We start from the raw sequence: 17,345 nt of genomic DNA on the forward strand, positions 1-17,345 counted from the left end.
GAATTCGATCGCGCGACCGGCCCACCGCGGGGCCCGCCCGGACGCGAACCGCCCCCGACCCGGGTGGGGTCGAGGGCGGTGTGGATGGCGGAACCGGTGCCGGGGAAGGAAGAACCGGCGTCAGTTCGGTGGGGTGAAGGCGGCGATGCCGGCGGAGGGGGCGCGGGCGTGCACGTTGCCCGGGTGGCGGCCGGCCAGGCGGCGCAGCGGGCGCAACCGGTCGGCGACGCGGGTCGAGCGGATCGTGCCCGCCAAGGCGGGGGCCCGCGCGCCCACGTCGGCCGCGTGGTCGAAGTCGCCGTCGAGCAGGTGGTTCGCGGCCAACGCCATCAGGCTGAACGCGCGGCTGCGCGTCATGCCCTCCGGGTAGCCGGACACGGCGGCGGTGAGCGAGCCGATCGCGGCCGCGGTGCGCGACGGGTCGACCGTTCGGGCCGGCCCGGTCAGCACCACGCCGCTCAACCCGCACAGGTCCGTCTCGGTGTCGAAGCACGTCCACGCCGCGCAGGCGTTCGGTCTCGGCCGCCAAGCGCTGGACGTCCTCGACCCCGGTGCGTGCCGGGACGCGCCGAGGTCCTGCCATCGCCCGCGTCACGACCGTCGCCGTCGACTCGATCGCCATTCCACGCCAACAGGATTGGCTGCCGCGCAGTCCATCCACAGTGGAATGAACGACGCGTGGCCTACCTCCCCGCGCCGACGAGCGCCGGGTACTGCACGGCCACGTCCTGCGCCAGGGAGGCCTTCACCTGGCGGGTCAGCTCGTCGGCCAGCACCTCGAAGGCGTCGGTCTCGATGCCGTCCAGCGCCGCCTCGGCGACATCGCGGGGAGCGCTCTTGGGCGCGTCGAGGCCGGCGGTCATGTCGGTGTCGACGTAGCCGACGTGCAGCCCGGTGACCCGGATGCCGCGCGGGAGCAGGTCCAGGCGCAGGGAGTTGGTCTGCGACCACAGGGCGGCCTTCGACGCGCTGTACGAGCCGCTGATCGCCGCCCAGGACAGCACCGAGGCGACGTTGAGCAGGTGGCCGCCGCCGTTGCGCTCGATGACCGGCACGAACGCGCGGGCCACGTGCAGCGGGCCGTAGAAGTTGGTCTCGAACTCGCGGCGGACGTCCTCCAGCGGCGAGTCCAGGAAGGACGCCTTCACCAGCCCGCCCGCGTTGTTGATCACGATGGTCACGTCGTCGGCCAGGGCCGCGGCGGCGGCGACCGAGTCGGGGTCGGTGACCTCCAGCGCGACCGGGACGGCGTCCGGGTGCGTGACGGCGCGCGGGTCGCGGGCGGTGGCGTAGACCTTCCGGGCGCCCCGCGCGTACAGGGCCTCGACCAGGGCCTTGCCGATGCCCCGGTTGCCGCCGGTGACCAGTGCGGTCGCCCCGTTGATCGTGGTCATGCTGATCCCTCCCAAGATGAAAACCGATCGGTTTCCACCGACTGTAGACCGATCGGTTTCCACACGGCAACCCCGGCGGTAGCCTGAGGGTGTGACCACCACCCCACGAGACCGGTTGCTGGACGCGGCGGGCGAGCTGTTCTACCGGGAAGGCGTCGGCGTCGGCGTCGACGCGCTGTGCAAGGCGGCCGGCGTCTCCAAGCGGTCGATGTACCTGCTGTTCGACAGCAAGGACGAGCTGATCGCGGCCAGCCTCGACCGGCGCGCGCCCGGCTACGACGCCGCGCTGCTGCCCCCGGACGGCGGCACGCCGCGCGAGCGGATCCTGCACGTGTTCCGCGCGCAGGACGGGCTGACCGGGCAACCGACCTACCGGGGCTGTCCGATGGTCGCCACGGCGACCGAGCTCAAGGACGCCACGCACCCCGCCAACGCCGTGGCCCGCCGGCACAAGCAGGCCATGACGGACTTCTTCGCCGCCGAGGCGCGGGCGGCGGGCGCGCCGGACCCGGACACGCTGGCCGCGCAGCTCACGGTGGTGTTCGACGGCGCGGCGGCCCGCGCCGTCGTGCGGGCCGAGCCGCTGGCCGGTCTCGGCGTCACCACCGCGACGGCGCTGCTCGACGCGGCCGGGATCGGCTGAGCAGGGACCGGGTCAGCCCCGGTCGGCGCGCCCGTCCCGGTCGGCGCGCCACTGCCGCACCACGTGCTCGACGTCGTACGGCATCAGGTTCAGCGGCGGACCCGACATCGGCTTGCGGATCGCCTCGACGATCCTGGCGTTGACGTCGGCCAGGATCGACCGCACCTCGGCCTCGGTGCGCGCCCGACCGGCGGCCTCCCGCGCGGCGGCGGCCTCCTTGCGCAGCAGCAGGGTCGGCGGCAGCGCGGTGCCCTCCTCGCGGCGCAGCTTCTCCTTCACCCACCACAGCTCGTCGTGCGGCTCGTGCAGCCCCGGCAACGGCTTGCCCGCGCCCGGCAGGTCCTCGAACTCGCCGCGGTCCTGCGCCTCGCGGATCTGCCGCTCGATCCACGTCTCGAAGCCGACACCGGCCGGTTTGCGCTCGGTCACGACGCACCACCCCCGGTCGAGGGTACCGGCGGGTGGCGCGGCGGGCTCGCGGTTGTGCCCGGCGCCGGGCACAACCGCGAGGTCCGGTCAGGACAGCGCGCAGGTGGGCGTCGGCGTCCACCCGGTCGCGTCACCGTTGCCGGTGAACCCGACCTTGACCGTCCCGGCCGGCGGGATGGCGCCGTTCCAGGAGGTGTTGGCCACCGTCACCGACGTGCCGCTCTGGGTGAAGGAGCCGTTCCAGCCCTGGGCGAGGGACATCCCGGCGCGGAACGAGAACCCGACCTTCCAGCCGCGGCTCGCCGTGCCGCCGCCGTTGCGGATGGCGATGTCCGCCTGGAAACCGCCCTGCCACTGGTTGACGACCTTGATCTCGACGTCGCACGCGCCTCCGGGGACGGAAGTCGTGGTGGTCGTCGTCGTGGTCGTCGTCGTTGTAGTAGTGGATGTTGTGGTGGACGTGGGCGTGGTGCCGTTGAGCGCGGACACCACGGCCGGGATCCACTTGTCCGCGATCTTGCGATCACCGGACGCGTTCGGGTGAACGCCGTCGTAGGTGTCACTGGCGGTGGCGAACCCGGCCCACTGGTCGACCACGGTGACCGGCGACTGCGCGGTGGACTTGCCCGCCGCCCAGCCCGGGATCGCCGCGTTCAGGTCCACCACCCGCTGGGGGCACTCCGCGCACGCGCTCGCCGCCATCGGGATGATCTTGGCGACGATCACCTTCATGCTCGCGTTGTTGGCGCGCATCTGGTCGACCAGCTTGCCGTAGGCGGCCAGGATGGTCGCGGTCGACCGGTTGCTCCACACGTCGTTGGTCCCGAAGTGCATGAGCACCACGTTCGGGTTGGTGGCGGCCAGCCACCCGACGAGCTGGTTCTGGTCGGCCACCGCGGTCACCAGCGCGCCGCCGTGCCCCTCGTTCTGGCTGTCGTAGGCGAACCCGCAGCCGTCACCGGGCAACGTGCCCACGAAGTCGATGTTCGTGTGCCCGGCCGCGCGCAGGTCCCGGTCCATCAGGGCCCGCCAGCAGCCCGGCGACCCGGTGATCGAGTCGCCCAGGGCCATGATCCGCGTCGGCGCGGCGGCCTCGACCGCCTGACCGGGCGCGGCCACCAGAAGGCCCACGAGCGTGGCCAACGCCGCCAACAACGCCGCGACAGCGGCTCTTCTCGACATCGTGCCCTCCTAGGCCGTCGTGCAGGCGGCGCCGTTGAGCGTGAACGCGGTGGGCGCCGAGTTGGCGCCGTTCCACGACCCGATGAAGCCGAAGCTGACCGAGCCGTTCACCGGGATGGAGCCGGTGTAGGACACGTTGGTCGCGCTCAGCGTGGCGCCGGACTGGGTCGTGGTGGCGCCCCAGGACTGGCTGACCGTCTGGCCGTTGGCCCACGTCCAGCGCAGCGTCCAGCCGTTCACCGCGGCCGTGCCGGTGTTGGCGATCTTCACGTCGCCCTGGAAGCCGCCCTGCCACTGGCCCGCGAGCTTGTAGGTGACCGCGCACGACGCGGGGCCGCCGCCACCGGCCTGAGTGGTGACGTTGACCGTGCTCGAACGGGTGGAGCGGTTGCCCGCCGCGTCCCGCGCGTACACGGCGAACGTGTAGGTGGTGCTCGCGGTCAAGCCGGAGACGGTCGCCGTGGTGGTCGCGGTGCTGGCCGCCGCGGTCTCCGTGGTGCCGTTGACGCGGACCACGTCGTAGCCGCTGACACCGACGTTGTCGGTGGACGCGGTCCAGGACAGCGTGGCGCCGGTGGACGTGACGCCCGACGCGGACGGGGTGCCCGGCGTGGAGGGCGGGGTGGTGTCCGTCGGGTCGCCGCCACCGCCGTAGACGCTGGCCTCGCGCGAGGTGGCCTTGATGCCGTTGGCGCCGTTGATCGCGCGCTGACCCCAGGTCGTGAGCTGGGCGGCGTTGAAGCCGGTGACCATGTCGAGGTACTCGACGCCGCCGCCGTTGCCCGACCAGGACCACGCCAGGTAGCCCAGCTTGAGCGACTGCGTGGTGGCGAAGATCGTGTCCTCGTCCGGGTTGCCGTCGGAGTGGTCGTTGCCGAACTCGCCGACCACGATCGGCAGCTTCGCCGTGACGAACCGGTTCAGGTAGTCGTCGATCTCCGCGGCCGTGTCGAACACGCCGTACATGTGGATGGAGAACACCGTGTTGCGCTGCGGGTCGGCGGCGAACACCGAGGCGGCGTTGTCGCGCATCGTGAAGGCCCAGTCCTGGCCCCAGTTCGGCGCGTCCACCATGATCGTGTGCTGGAAGCCCGCGGCGCGCAGGGACGTGATGGCGTCCTTGGTGGCCTGGGTCCAGCCGGTGTAGCCGGTGTTGCCCCACGGCTCGTTGCCGATGTTCAGGATGACGTACTTCTCCTGGCCGGCCAGGGCGCTCTGCACGCTCTTCCAGTACTCCACGGCGCGGGCCAGCGTCACGGCGCCGCTCTGCTCCTGGTAGCCGGTGGTGTCGTGCACCTCCAGCACGCAGATGAGCTTGTTGGCCTTGCACTGGCTGATGACGTTCGCGACGTCGGAGGCGGTGTTGAGGGTCCACCGGTCGCCGGAGCTCAGCACCACGCGGACCGTGTTGGCGCCGGTGGCCTTGATGTCCTTGAGCGCCTGGGTCGTGCGGTCGGCGTACCAGGTGTGCGCGTGGTTCACGCCACGCATCACGAAGTCGTTGCCGTTGGCGTCGAGGAGACGGCCGTTGGCGACGGTGAAGCCGGCCGCGGCGTGTGCCGGTGCCACCGTCAGCAGTGACAGGACCAAGGTGGCGACGGCCGCGCCCACCAAGGCGAATCTCTTGCGCATGGATGTACCTCGCGTAGTTGTCGACGTTGACGTAGCGAGCGCAGGGCAGCGCGCCTGCCTGCGGCAGGCCCCAACACCAAAGCAATTAACCGCTTAAGTGTCAACGTCCCGCTTCAGTGCCGAACCCCCTGCCGACACCCGTGCGGCGGCACCACGAGCCGACCTTCTGGGACCGCTCCCAGAACGTCTTGCGCAAGTCTCCTACACCACCGCCCCACCCCGCCACCCCCACCACCCGAGAGTCGTCCCTCCACCCCTCGCGTGTCCTACCTCCAGAACGCGCGTGTCCTACGTTGAGAGCGTGCGTGTCCTACGTTCGGAACACCCGAGTTCAACGCTCAGAACACGCGACCTGGGGTTTCGCCGCACGACGGCAAGATCGACCGGAACGCGGGACACGCCTGCCGCGAACGTAGGACACACGCGTTCCGAACGTAGGACACACGCGTTCTGGACGTAGGACACACGCGTTCTGGACGTAGGACACACGCGTTCTGGACGTAGGACACGCGCGGGGTGGAGGGACGACTCTCGCGATTACGGGAGTGGGGGGTGGGCGGTGCTGGAGCGGGGGACCAGCTCGGGGTCGGAGGTCTTCACCTGCTCCGCCGGGGCGCCGTTGATCACGTCCAGCAGCAGGCGCACGGCGGCGGCGCCGCGCTCGGCGATCGGCCGGCGCACCGCGGACAGCGCCGGCCGGACCAGGCGGCACAGCGCGGAGTCGTCCCACGCGACGAGGGACAGCTGGTCGGGGACGGTCAGGCCCAGCTCGTGGGCGACGCCCAGCGCGGACACGGCCATCACGTCGTTGTCGAACACCAGGGCGGTGGGCGCGGTCCCGCTCGTCAGCACGCGCCGGGTCACGCGGGCGGCGGCCTCGTCGGAGTAGTCGGCGTGCACCACGCGGGCGTCGGGCAGGCCGAGGCGCGCGGCGGCCGCGGTGAACGCGCGGGAACGGGTCTGGGTGTGCACGAACTTGGTGGGCCCGGCGACCCGGACGATGCGGCGGTGCCCGAGCGCGACCAGGTACTCCAGCACCTCTTCCACGGCCAGCTCGTCGTCGGTCCACACGCACGGCAGGTCCGGCACGACGGGCTCGCCGAGCACGACCGCGGGCAGCCGCAGCTCCCGCACCAGCTCGACCCGGGGGTCGTTCTGGACCAGGTCGACCAGCAGCACGCCGTCCACCCGCCGCTCGCCCCACCACCGCCGGTACGCCGCCAGCTCGGCGGCGGAGTTGTCCGTCACCTGCAGCAGCAGGGACGTCGGCCCGCCGGCCAGCGCGCCCTGGATGCCGGAGATCAGCTGCATGAAGTACGGCTCGACGCCGATCACCCGCGCGGGCCGGTCGACCACCAGCCCGATCGCGTTCGCCCGACCGTCGCTCAACGACCGCGCCGCGCTGCTGGGCACCCAGCCGAGGCGGTCGGCGATGTCCATGATCCGGCGGCGCGTCGGCTCCGAGACACCGGGCCGGTTGTTGAGCGCGTAGGACACCGCGCCGGTGGACACGCCCGCGGCCTTGGCGATGTCCGAGATGGTCGGACGCTTGCCACCTGCCACCCGCGCCTCCTCGGTCGTGATCATCGAGTCTAGCCGCGGTCCGGGCGGCCTGGCCCGGTAGGGTAATTAAGCGCTTAACGGATGATGTGAAAGGGGACCGCCGTGCCCTGGTTCGACCTCTCCGAGCGGGAGTTGGCGCTCTACCGGACCGACACCGCCGAACCGGACAACCTCGACCTGTGGTGGAAGGCCCGGTTGGACGAGGCGCACGCCGCCTCCCTGCCGCCGGTCCTCACCCCGTACGCGGCCGACGCCTACGGTCCGCTCTCCGTCTGGGACGTGGAGTTCTCCGGGTACGGCGGCGACCGGGTGCGCGGCTGGTACATCCGCCCCGCAGGCTCCGGCGTCGAGTCGCTGCCGACCGTGGTCTGCTACATCGGTTACGGCGGCGGGCGCGGGCTGCCGTCGGAGCACGCGCTGCTGCCGTCCGTCGGCTACGCGGTGTTCGTGATGGACACGCGGGGCCAGGGCGGGCGGTGGACGCTCGGCGCCACCCCGGACTCCGGCCTGGCGGGCCCGGAGCACCCCGGCGTGATGACGCGCGGCATCGCCAGCCCCGAGACCTACTACGTCACGCGCCTGATGGTGGACGCGGCCCGCGCCGTGGAGGTGGCCGCTTCCCTGGACGGGGTGGACGAGACGCGGATCGCGGTGTCCGGCGGCAGCCAGGGCGGCGGGCTGGCGCTGGCCGCCGCCGCGCTCAACGGCGAGGCGGTGAAGGTGTGCCACGCGGACGTGCCGTTCCTGTGCGACTTCCAGCGGGCCATCACCCTGACCGACGCCGAGCCGTACGCGGAGATCGCGAAGTTCCTGGCGCACCACGTCGACCTGATCCCGGCCGCCCGCGACACGCTGCGGTACGTGGACGGCGCGCTGCTGGCCAAGCGGATCACCGCGACGTCGCTGCTGAGCGTCGGCCTGATGGACGAGGTGTGCCCGCCGTCCACGGTGTACGCGGCCTACAACGAGATCACCGCGCCGAAGGAGATGGCGGTGTTCCCGTTCAGCGGCCACACCACGCCGCGGGTGCACGACGAGCGCAAGCTGCGCCACCTGCGCGCGCACCTGTGAGAAGGCGGGGCGTGAGGGGGGCCACCGCCATAGTCCCCCTCACGCCCCAGCCCGGTCAGTGGACTCCACGGCTCTCCGGGGGTCCCAGGTAGCTCGACCTGAGGCCCCCTGAGTCCACGACCAGCTTCTGGACCACCACGGTGGGGTCGACCACCCAGAACTCGAGCGTGTGCGCGCCCGCGTCCAGCCGGTGCCCGGTGGCGGTTCGGTTGACGTTGTCGGAGGTGTTGCGCTCCCGCTGGCGGTTCGTGGTGGTGTCGTCCGCGCCGGTGGCGGCGGTGATGTCCACGACCTGCGGCGGCTGGTCGTCGAACGACACCGCGTACCGCAGGCCCGGGCCCGGCAGCACGGGGTTGCGCGGCGACAGGTGCGCCCACACCGTCACCGGCCCGTCGGACCGCACGGTCAGGTCGTGCTCCAGCCGCGGCCCGGTCCGGGTCAGCGGCTCACGGCTCGGCGCGGTCACCGGGAACGGCTCCATCGCGTCGCCCGTGCGGCCGAGGTCGGGTATCCGCCGCCACCGCACGCCGTCGCCGGCCACGACCCGGGTCGCGTTGGCGGCCTCGATCGACACGTACCCGTTGGCCTCCACGAATCCCCGCGGTGCCACCAGGTCGTGCTCGACCACCGCGTGCACGGTCACCGGCACGCCCGCGCCGGTGATCTCGATCGGGACGGTGGTCCGGCCCTTCGGCGCGCGCGACCAGTCCACCCGCACGTCGAGCCGGACCTGGTCGTCGACCGTGCCGTGCGGCCGGTCGACGTGCAGCCAGGCGGCGCCGGGCGTGGCCCGGTAGTCGAACGGGATCGTGCCCCGGTTGAACACGTCGACGTACCGGCCCGGCTGGGACTGGTGCGGGCTGAACGCGGGCAGCGCCGGCGACCCGCCGGCCGCCGGCCACCACTGGTCCGGCCCGTCCACGGCCACGCCCATCTCGGCCGCCTGCGGCAGGTCGACGCGTTCGACGGCGGGGAACACCGCGTCCGGCAGCGCTTCGCCGTCGCGCTCGGGCTGCTGCCAGGACGCGGTCGGCCCGTACCGGGCCACGTCGCCGCAGCCGATCTTCGGCTGGGTCTGGAAGCCGTGCCACTTGCCGCCCGCGAGCGCGGGGGAACCCGGCGCGTGGCCGTTGCCGAAGTGGCGCGGCGCCCAGCGGCCCAGCGCCGGGTTCTCGTCGTCGACGGAGAACCCGCGGTACTTCACCGCGGGCGTGCCCTGGCCGTGCCGGCCCGGCAGCACGTGCAGCTCGGCGCGGTGGGCCGGGGGGACGTCGGCCCACCAGTGCCGAGGTGACACGCCGATCTCGCGCGAGACGTCGTACGCGCCGAAGATCGTGCCGCGCTGGTCGCTGCCCGCGATGACGAACGCGCGCCGCACGCCCGGCACCGGGTCGTGCACGACCTGCTGGAGCGAGGTCTCCCACCGGCCCGCGATGGTCGACACGTCGAGCGTGCCGCGCTCCACCAGGCCGTCGATCAACGGGCTCCGGCCGACCGTGCCGACGATGACCACGTCGCCGCGCGGTACGGCGGTCCGGCCGGACGTCCCGTCGAGGGTGGCGAGTTCCGGCCGCACGCCGGTGACGCGCTCGACGTCGTCGGGCAGGTCGCCGACGACCCGCACGACGCCCGGGTGGTCGGCGTCGCTGACCACGATGGCGGCGGCCCTGCCCCGGGACGCCGGCGGGAAGCGTCCCGGTCCGGGTCGGTCGACGACGTAGCCCTCGACCCGGCTCGGGCCGTTCGGGGTGGGGCTCGCCGCCGCCGGCGCCGCGGGCGCGAGGAGCGCCGGCGGCGCCAGCAAGGGCACTGACCTCATGGTCACCTCATCGTGACGTGGTGGTCACCGGGGTCACGAGCACGCGGTCGTGCCCGACCACGCGCGGCTCGCCGGTCACCTGGACCGGGTGCTCCCAGCGGATGTCCTCGCTCGATCGGCCGACCTGCAGCACGACCTGGCCGGTCTCGACGACCCGCTTGCCGTCGCGGCCGGTGAACGAGGTGCGGTCGGCGTGCAGCCGGAACGTCACCTCGGTGGCGGCGCCCGCGTCCAGCTCGACCCGGGCGAACCCGACGAGCTGGCGCACCGGGCGGGTCACGCTCGCGACCGGGTCGTGCAGGTAGAGCTGGACGACCTCGGCGCCGGACCGGTCACCGGTGTTGCGCACCAGGCACGACACCTCGACCTCGCCGTCGGCCGGGAACTCCGCGCCGCCGGTGAAGTCGGACAGCTCGAACGTCGTGTACGACAGGCCGTGCCCGAACGGGAAGGCGGGCGACGGGTCGACCGAGCTGACCCCGCCCGGACCGCCGAGCGGCGGGTGCAGGTAGGTGGTCGGCTGGCCGCCGGAGCCGCGCGGCACCTGCACGGGCAGCCTGCCGGACGGGTTGACCCGCCCGCTGAGCACGCCGGCGACCGCGCCCGCGCCCTCCTCGCCGGGGAAGAAGGCCTGGACGATCGCGGCGGGCCGGGTGCCGGCCGCGTCGGCGCCGGGCCCGGTGTAGCGCCCCAGCGCGTACGGGCGGCCGGTGAGCAGCACCAGCACGACCGGCACGTCCAGCTCCAGCAGCCGGTCCAGCAGCTCGCCCTGCACGCCGGGCAGGTTCAGGTCCTCGGCGTCGCAGCCCTCGCCGGAGGTGCCGCGGCCGAACAGCCCGGCCCGGTCGCCCAGCACGGCGAGCACCACGTCGGCCTCGCGCGCCACGGCGACGGCGTCCTCGATGCCCGACCGGTCGAGGCCGTCGACCTCGCAGCCCTTGGCGGTGGACACCTCGGCGCCCGGGAACTCCTTCAGCACGGCCTGGACCATCGTGTCCATGTCGACGCCGAGCGGCACGTCCGGGTGCTGCACGCCCACGTGGTTCGGGAACGCGTAGCAGCCCATCAGCGCCAGCAGGTCGTCCGCGCACGGGCCGACCACGGCGACCTTGCCGGTGTCGGCCAGCGGCAGCACGTCCGAGGCGTTGTCCAGCAGCACCACGGAGCGCTCGGCCATCGTGCGGGCCAGGTCGCGCAGCGCGGGCGGGTCGAGGTCGACCGGCTCGCCGCGCAGCACCGCGGGCGACTCCGGCTGCCAGCCCTCGTCGAGCAGGCCGAGCTCGCACTTCTGGGTGAGCACGCGGACCACCGCGCGGTCCACCAGCGCCTCGTCGACCTGCCCGGACCGCACCAGCTCGGCCAGCGGTTCGCCGAAGCAGCGCACGCTGGGCAGCTCGACGTCGATGCCGGCGGCCAGGGCCAGCGAGGCGGCTTCACCGGGCGAGCCGGCGACGCCGTGCGCGGTCTCCAGGAAGGACACCGCGAAGTAGTCCGCGACGACCACGCCGGTGAAGCCCCACTGCTCCCGCAGCAGGTCGTGGAGCAGGGTCGGGTCGGAGGCCGCGGGCACGCCGTCGACCTCGGCGTAGGAGTTCATCACCGAGCGGGCGCCACCCAGGCGCAGGGCCATCTCGAACGGCGGCAGCACCACGTCGGCGAACTCGCGCGGGCCCATGTGGACGGGCGCGTGGTTGCGCCCGCCGCGCGAGGCGGAGTAGCCCGCGAAGTGCTTGAGCGTGGCCACGATCCCGCTGGACTCCAGGCCCTTGGTGTAGGCGGCACCGAGGAGACCGACGAGGTACGGGTCCTCGCCGATGGTCTCCTCGGTGCGTCCCCAGCGCGGGTCGCGCGACACGTCGAGCACCGGCGCCAATCCCTGGTGGACGCCGACGTCGCGCATCACGAGGCCCACCTCGCGTGCCATCCGCTCGACCGTCTCCGGGTCGAAGGACGCGCCCCACGCGAGCGGGGTCGGGAAAACGGTGGCCTGCCACGCGGTGAAACCGGACAGGCACTCCTCGTGAGCCATGGCCGGGATGCCGAACCGGGTGTTCGCGACCAGCTTGCGCTGGGTCTCGGCCAGCACCTTCGCGGCCACCAGCGGGTCGATCGGCCCGGTGCCGAACACGCGGGTCAGCTGCCCGAGGCCGGGCTTGGTCAGCTCGTCCCACGGCGGCAGCGGCTCGGCGAACTCGTGCTGCGCGGGGGCGACCTCCTCACCCTCGGAGATGCCCACCCACACGCCCACCAGCTGGGCCAGCTTCTCCTCCAGGGTCAGCTCGGCCAGCAGGGCGGCGACCCGCTCACCGGTCGGCCTTCCGGGATCGGCCCAGGGGTTCAGCACGGCGGCTCCTTCGTTGACGATCGGACGACGAGTTCGGTGGCCAGTTCCACCCGTTCGGTCTCCACGGGGCGACCCGCGATCAGGTCGGCGAGCATGCGGCCCGCGTGGCGGCCCATCTCGGTGAGTGGCTGGCGCACGGTGGTGAGGGCGGGCGAGGACCACACCGCGACCGGCAGGTCGTCGAAGCCGACCACGCTCAGGTCGTGCGGCACGGACAGCCCGACGACGCGGGCCGCCTCGATCACGCCTAAAGCCTGCTCGTCGTTGCCGGCGAAGATCGCCGTCGGCCGGTCCGGCAGCGCCAGCAGCTCGGCCGCGCGGCGGAACCCGCCCTCGTGCTTGAAGTCCCCGTGCTTGACCAGCTCGGGGTTGAACGCGATGCCCGCGCGGTCCAGCGCGGCGCGGTAGCCGTCGACCCGCGCGCGGCTGCACAGCATACCGGCCGGTCCGCCGATGACGCCGACCCGGCGGTGGCCGAGGCGCAGGAGGTGCTCGGTGGCGGCCAGGCCGCCCGCCCAGTTGGTGGCGCCGACGCTGGGCACGTTCGGCTGCGGCAGGTCGACCGGGTCGATGACCACGACGGGGATGCGGGAGTTGGCCAGCACCCGGCGGTCGGCGGCGGTCAGCTGGGAGGTGACCAGGAGCGCTCCCGCGCGCCTGGCCTCGACCAGCGACGCCGCCCACGACGTGTGCTGACGGGGTTTGTCGGTGGACGACACCACGACGTGCAGCCCGGTGTCGACGACGCCACGGATGATCTCCACCGCCCAGGGGCTGTCCAGGGCGGTGAACACGAGGTCCACCAGCAGGTGACCGGAGGCCCTGCGGGACCCGACCGGCACGTAGTCATACTCGGCCAGGAGCTGCCGCACGCGGGCCCGGGTCTCTGCGCCGACGTCGTCCTTCCCGTTGAGGACTTTGGACACCGTCGGGAGAGACACCCCCGCTGCTGCAGCAATCGTGGCCAACGTGGCTCGACGCATGGCCCGATAGTATCGAAACTCGATCGAAACACAAGAGTGACCTCTTGACGTGCAGAAACGTCACCTGGACGCGCCGAATGGTGACGCTTGACACCGGTTGGACACGGGCCTAAGGTCTGCGCAAGTCGTGGATGTTTCGAAATGTTTCGATGCCACGAACAAATCCGCAGCGTGGCAGAAGGGTGGCGGTCGCATGTCCCGCCGTTCATGGGTGCGTCCCCTCATCGCGATGGGGCTCGTCGCCGTGACAGCAGTGGTGTCCGCGTGTGGCACGTCCGGTCCGGGCGAGACCACCAGCGGCGCCCTCAAGATCTGGGCGCTCGAGGACCCGGTCCTCAACAAGATCGAGAACAAGTCGATCGACTCGTTCAAGGCGGGTGGCGGCAACGCCTCGCTGGAGACGTTCGGCAACGACCCGTACAAGCAGCGGCTCCGGGTGGCCATCGGCTCCCCGCAGGCCCCCGACCTGTTCTTCAACTGGGGCGGTGGCAACCTCAAGGAGTACGTCGACGCCGGCAAGGTGGCCGACCTCACCTCCGTGCTCGAGGAGAACAAGGCCGTCAAGGACGCGTTCATCCCGAGCGTCCTGAACGGCGCCAAGCTCGGCGACAAGTACTACGGCGTGCCGATGCGCGGCATGCAGCCGGTGCTGCTGTTCTTCAACAAGAAGGTCTTCAGCGAGGCCGGCGCGAAGCCGCCGACCACGTGGGACGAGCTGCTCACGGCCGTCGACACCTTCAAGGCGAAGGGCATCACCCCGATCGCCCTCGCCGGCACGCAGGCGTGGACCGAGCTGATGTGGGCCGAGTACGTGCTCGACCGCGTCGCCGGCCCCGAGGTGTTCAAGAACATCCGGGACAAGGGCCCCGAGGGCTGGAAGGACCCGGCCGTGGTCGAGTCCATGACCAAGCTCAAGGACCTGATCGACCGCGGCGCGTTCGGCAGCAGCTTCGCCTCCGTCGGCTACGACGCCGGTGGCGCGTCGACCATCCTGGCGCAGGGCAAGGCCGCCATGCACCTCATGGGCTCGTGGGAGTACACCAACCAGCTCGACCAGAGCCCGGACTTCGTGAAGAACGGCGACCTGGGCTGGGTGGCGTTCCCGTCGGTCCCCGGCGGCAAGGGCGACGCGGGCAACCTCGTCGGCAACGTGAGCAACTTCTACTCGGCGACCCAGGACTCGAAGAGCCTGGACGCGGCCAAGAAGTTCGTCACCACCGAGCTGCACAAGGACTCCTACGTCGAGGCGCTGATCGAGGCCGGTGACGTCCCGCCGGTGGTGGGCGCCGAGGAGAAGCTGAAGAAGTCGCCGAACCCGGAGTACGCGTCGTTCATCTACGACCTGGTGCTGGACTCGAAGAACTTCCAGCTGTCCTGGGACCAGGACCTCCCGGCCGACGACGCCACCTTCATGCTGACCCAGCTCCAGGAGTTCTTCCTGGGCAAGGTCTCGCCGCAGCAGTTCGTCGACGCGGTGGCCGCGCGCTGATGTCGTCCCAGCGGCCTTCGGCCTGGTATGCCGTGCCGGCGTTCGGATTCTTCGCCCTGTTCGCCGTGTTGCCCATGCTGCTCGTGATCTACCTGAGCTTCACCGCTTGGGACGGTCTGGGCACGCCGGCGCTCAACGGGGGCGAGAACTGGTCCCGGCTGCTCGAAGACAGCGAGGCGCGTGCCTCGGTGTGGCGGACCCTGGTGCTGATGGTCGTGTCGTGGCTCGTCCAGACCCCGATCGCGTTGCTGATCGGGGTCTGGGCGGCCGGCAAGCAGCGGTCCCGGGCGGTGCTCAGCTCGATCTTCTTCCTCCCGCTGCTGCTGTCCACGGCCGCCATCGCGTTGTTGTGGCAGGCGCTGCTCGAGCCGAACTTCGGCGCGTTCGTCGGCGGACCGCTGTTCCTGGGCGACCCCGACATCGCGCTCTACACGGTGGTGCTCGTCATCTCGTGGCAGTTCATCCCGTTCCACACCCTGCTCTACCAAGGCGCGGCGCGGGCGGTGCCGCCCTCGCTGTACGAGGCGGCGACCATCGACGGCGCGTCACGGGTGAGCAAGTTCCGGCACATCACGCTGCCGCAGCTGCGGTACACCATCGTCACGTCGTCGGTGCTGATGCTGGTCGGCTCGCTGACCACGTTCGACACCGTGCTGATCCTGACCAACGGCGGACCGGGCACCGCGACCCGCATCCTGCCGCTGCACATGTACATCACCGGCTTCAGCGGGTTCGAGATGGGCTACGCGAGCGCGATCGCGGTCGTGCTGGTCGTCCTCGGCACCGCGCTGTCGCTGGCAGTCATGCGCTGGAGCGGGTTCCGCCAGATGACCAGCCAGCAGGAGGGGTCGTGAAGTCTCGTCCCAACTGGCCCGCCGGGATCTTCGCCCTGGTGTGGCTGGCGATCGTCGTCGGGCCGCTGCTCTACCTGGTCACGGTGTCGCTGCGCTCCCGCGCCGAGTACCTCGGCAAGAGCGTGTGGGCGATGCCGGACGCGTTGTCGCTGGACAACTACGTCACCGTGCTGACCGGCGGCTTCGGCCAGTACCTGCTGAACAACGTGATCGTGACCGTCGCGACGGTGGCGATCGTGGTGCTGGTGACGGTGCCCGCCGCGTACGCGGTGGTGCGCAACACCAGCCCGTTCGTGCAGCGCGGGTTCACCCTGCTCCTGATGGGCTTGGCGATCCCCGCGCAGGCCACGATCATCCCGGTGTACCTGATGATCACGCGGATGCAGCTGTACGACACGTTGACCGCGATCATCCTGCCGACGGCGGCGTTCGCGCTGCCGGTGGCGATGCTGGTGCTGGTCAACAGCCTGCGCGACGTGCCGCGCGAGCTGTACGAGGCGCAGGCGATCGACGGCGCCGGCCCGATGCGGGTGCTGGTGTCGCTGGTCCTGCCGCTGGCGCGGCCGGCGATCATGACGGTCGTCGTCTACACGGCGCTCAACGCGTGGAACGGGTTCCTCTTCCCGCTGGTGCTCACCCAGTCGGAGTCGTCCCGGGTGCTCACCCTCGGGCTGTGGGACTTCCAGGGGCAGTTCGGCACGAACGTGCCCGCGCTGCTCGCCGCGGTGACGCTGTCCGTGCTGCCGATCTTCGCGGTGTACCTGATCGGCCGGCGGTTCCTGCTCAGCGGCCTCACCGCCGGTTTCGGCAAGTAGCACGTCCGGACCGGAGGGACGCTCATGCCCGACGACCCGACCGTTCCGGTCACCGGTTCCGCCGCCGTCGCACCCGTGACGGCGGCGGAACCCCCGCTCCGGCGGCTCGCGGCGCCGCACGGCCTCGCGCTCGGCACGGCCGTCGACCTGACGGCGTTGGCCGAGGACCCCGCGTACCGGGCGTGGGTGGCGGAGCAGTTCGACACCGTCACGGCCGAGAACGCCATGAAGTGGGCCGAGCTGGAACCGACCCGCGGCCGGTACGAGTGGGGCCCGACCGACGCGTTCTTCGCGTTCGCCCAGGCCAACGGGCAGCGCGTGCGCGGCCACACGCTGGTCTGGCACAACCAGAACCCGGCGTGGCTGGCCGACGTGCCGCCCGACGAGCTGGGCGACGTGCTGAAGACCCACGTCCAGACCACCGTGCGGCGGTTCAAGGGCCGGGTCTGGCAGTGGGACGTGGTGAACGAGGCGTTCGAGGACGACGGGACGCTGCGCGACACCGTCTGGCTGCGGGCGCTCGGTCCCGGCTACCTCGCGGACGCGTTCCGGTGGGCGCACGAAGCCGACCCGGACGCGCTGCTGTTCTACAACGACTACGACGTCGAGGACGTCAACGCCAAGAGCGACGGCGTGTACGACCTCGTGCGCGAACTCGTGCGACAGGACGTGCCGATCCACGGCGTCGGCGTGCAGGCCCACTGCTCGGTGCGGCACGCGCCGACGACGCTGCCGGAGAACCTGCGGCGGTTCGACGCCCTGGGGTTGCACACCGCGGTGACGGAAGCCGACGTGCGGGTGGCGCTGCCGTCCGACCCGGTGAAGTCGCAGGCCCAGGCGAACGTCTACCGCTCGCTGCTGCGGGCGTGCCTGCTGACGCCGCGCTGCCTGTCGTTCACGGTCTGGGGGTACACGGACAAGTACTCCTGGGTGCCCGGGTGGTTCGAGGGTGAGGGTGCGGCCGGCATCCTCGACGAGAACTTCGCCGCGAAGCCCGCTGATCGGGCCCTGCGCGAGGACCTCTCGTTCGGCGGCGCACGCCGCCGGAGCTGACCCGACCGGGGCTCGGGCCCGCACACCTCTCCCGGCGGGCCCGAGCCTCCCACCCCCACCACGGCCGTCCGAGC

The 17,345-nt window shown here is 71.9% G+C and carries 15 protein-coding genes; 6 read left to right on the plus strand and 9 right to left on the minus strand.

The window, feature by feature from the left end; genetic code table 11:
- Nucleotides 1-120: 120 nt before the first annotated feature.
- Both EDD40_RS09840 and EDD40_RS09845 read right to left on the minus strand, forming a co-directional pair.
- Entirely contained in the window at nucleotides 121-462 is a 342-nt protein-coding gene (locus EDD40_RS09840; RefSeq protein ID WP_123742630.1) for a hypothetical protein, read from the minus strand.
- Nucleotides 463-683: 221 nt separating this feature from the next.
- Nucleotides 684-1,394, minus strand: coding sequence for an SDR family oxidoreductase (locus EDD40_RS09845; RefSeq protein WP_123742631.1), 711 nt, complete (start codon nucleotides 1,392-1,394; stop codon nucleotides 684-686).
- A 91-nt stretch (nucleotides 1,395-1,485) separates the two neighbouring features.
- Here EDD40_RS09845 and EDD40_RS09850 point away from each other — a divergent pair, with 91 nt between their 5' ends.
- A complete protein-coding gene (locus EDD40_RS09850; protein ID WP_123742632.1) occupies nucleotides 1,486-2,037 on the plus strand; it encodes a TetR/AcrR family transcriptional regulator in 552 nt (183 codons plus the stop codon).
- A gap of 12 nt (nucleotides 2,038-2,049) precedes the next feature.
- On the opposite strand, the gene EDD40_RS09855 is transcribed toward EDD40_RS09850, so the two are convergent.
- From EDD40_RS09855 to EDD40_RS09870, 4 genes are all read right to left on the minus strand, one after another.
- Nucleotides 2,050-2,466, minus strand: a complete 417-nt coding sequence (locus tag EDD40_RS09855) for a DnaJ family domain-containing protein (protein WP_123747904.1) — start codon at nucleotides 2,464-2,466, stop codon at nucleotides 2,050-2,052.
- A gap of 87 nt (nucleotides 2,467-2,553) precedes the next feature.
- Nucleotides 2,554-3,648, minus strand: coding sequence for a cellulose binding domain-containing protein (locus EDD40_RS09860; RefSeq protein WP_123742633.1), 1,095 nt, complete (start codon nucleotides 3,646-3,648; stop codon nucleotides 2,554-2,556).
- A gap of 9 nt (nucleotides 3,649-3,657) precedes the next feature.
- Nucleotides 3,658-5,280 carry a cellulase family glycosylhydrolase gene (locus EDD40_RS09865; protein ID WP_123742634.1) on the minus strand — a complete coding sequence of 541 codons (1,623 nt, stop codon included), beginning with the start codon at nucleotides 5,278-5,280 and terminating at the stop codon, nucleotides 3,658-3,660.
- A gap of 537 nt (nucleotides 5,281-5,817) precedes the next feature.
- Entirely contained in the window at nucleotides 5,818-6,843 is a 1,026-nt protein-coding gene (locus EDD40_RS09870) for a LacI family DNA-binding transcriptional regulator (RefSeq protein WP_246037576.1), read from the minus strand.
- 102 nt (nucleotides 6,844-6,945) lie between these two features.
- Between EDD40_RS09870 and EDD40_RS09875 the strand changes: the two genes are divergently transcribed.
- The gene (locus tag EDD40_RS09875) at nucleotides 6,946-7,914 is read left to right on the plus strand and encodes an acetylxylan esterase (protein ID WP_123742636.1); all 969 of its coding nucleotides are present in this window, start codon (nucleotides 6,946-6,948) and stop codon (nucleotides 7,912-7,914) included.
- A gap of 55 nt (nucleotides 7,915-7,969) precedes the next feature.
- On the opposite strand, the gene EDD40_RS09880 is transcribed toward EDD40_RS09875, so the two are convergent.
- From EDD40_RS09880 to EDD40_RS09890, 3 genes are read right to left on the minus strand one after another with little or no spacing between them, the layout of a single operon-like run.
- On the minus strand, nucleotides 7,970-9,733 hold the full coding sequence (locus EDD40_RS09880) for a hypothetical protein (RefSeq protein ID WP_123747905.1): 1,764 nt from the start codon (nucleotides 9,731-9,733) through the stop codon (nucleotides 7,970-7,972).
- Between the two features lie 7 nt (nucleotides 9,734-9,740).
- Complete coding sequence (locus tag EDD40_RS09885) at nucleotides 9,741-12,077, minus strand: beta-xylosidase/alpha-l-arabinosidase (RefSeq protein ID WP_123742637.1); 2,337 nt, start codon at nucleotides 12,075-12,077, stop codon at nucleotides 9,741-9,743.
- Nucleotides 12,071-13,060: a LacI family DNA-binding transcriptional regulator gene (locus EDD40_RS09890; protein WP_053716050.1), complete on the minus strand. Its 990-nt coding sequence runs from the start codon at nucleotides 13,058-13,060 to the stop codon at nucleotides 12,071-12,073. The genes EDD40_RS09885 and EDD40_RS09890 overlap by 7 nt, the downstream gene beginning before the upstream one ends.
- 193 nt (nucleotides 13,061-13,253) lie before the next feature.
- Between EDD40_RS09890 and EDD40_RS09895 the strand changes: the two genes are divergently transcribed.
- Genes EDD40_RS09895 through EDD40_RS09910 form a run of 4 tightly spaced genes read left to right on the plus strand, consistent with a single transcriptional unit; the run spans nucleotide 13,254 to nucleotide 17,271 of the window.
- Nucleotides 13,254-14,549 carry an extracellular solute-binding protein gene (locus EDD40_RS09895; protein WP_201439697.1) on the plus strand — a complete coding sequence of 432 codons (1,296 nt, stop codon included), beginning with the start codon at nucleotides 13,254-13,256 and terminating at the stop codon, nucleotides 14,547-14,549.
- Nucleotides 14,550-14,581: 32 nt separating this feature from the next.
- Nucleotides 14,582-15,403, plus strand: a complete 822-nt coding sequence (locus tag EDD40_RS09900) for a carbohydrate ABC transporter permease (RefSeq protein WP_236594848.1) — start codon at nucleotides 14,582-14,584, stop codon at nucleotides 15,401-15,403.
- Nucleotides 15,400-16,218 (plus strand): carbohydrate ABC transporter permease, encoded by an 819-nt coding sequence (locus EDD40_RS09905; RefSeq protein WP_123742640.1) that lies wholly within the window; start codon nucleotides 15,400-15,402, stop codon nucleotides 16,216-16,218. The genes EDD40_RS09900 and EDD40_RS09905 overlap by 4 nt, the downstream gene beginning before the upstream one ends.
- 24 nt (nucleotides 16,219-16,242) lie before the next feature.
- Nucleotides 16,243-17,271, plus strand: coding sequence for an endo-1,4-beta-xylanase (locus tag EDD40_RS09910; RefSeq protein ID WP_123742641.1), 1,029 nt, complete (start codon nucleotides 16,243-16,245; stop codon nucleotides 17,269-17,271).
- Nucleotides 17,272-17,345: the final 74 nt, after the last annotated feature.

The sequence above is a fragment of the Saccharothrix texasensis genome (genome assembly GCF_003752005.1).
Classification (GTDB): Bacteria; Actinomycetota; Actinomycetes; order Mycobacteriales; family Pseudonocardiaceae; genus Actinosynnema; species Actinosynnema texasense.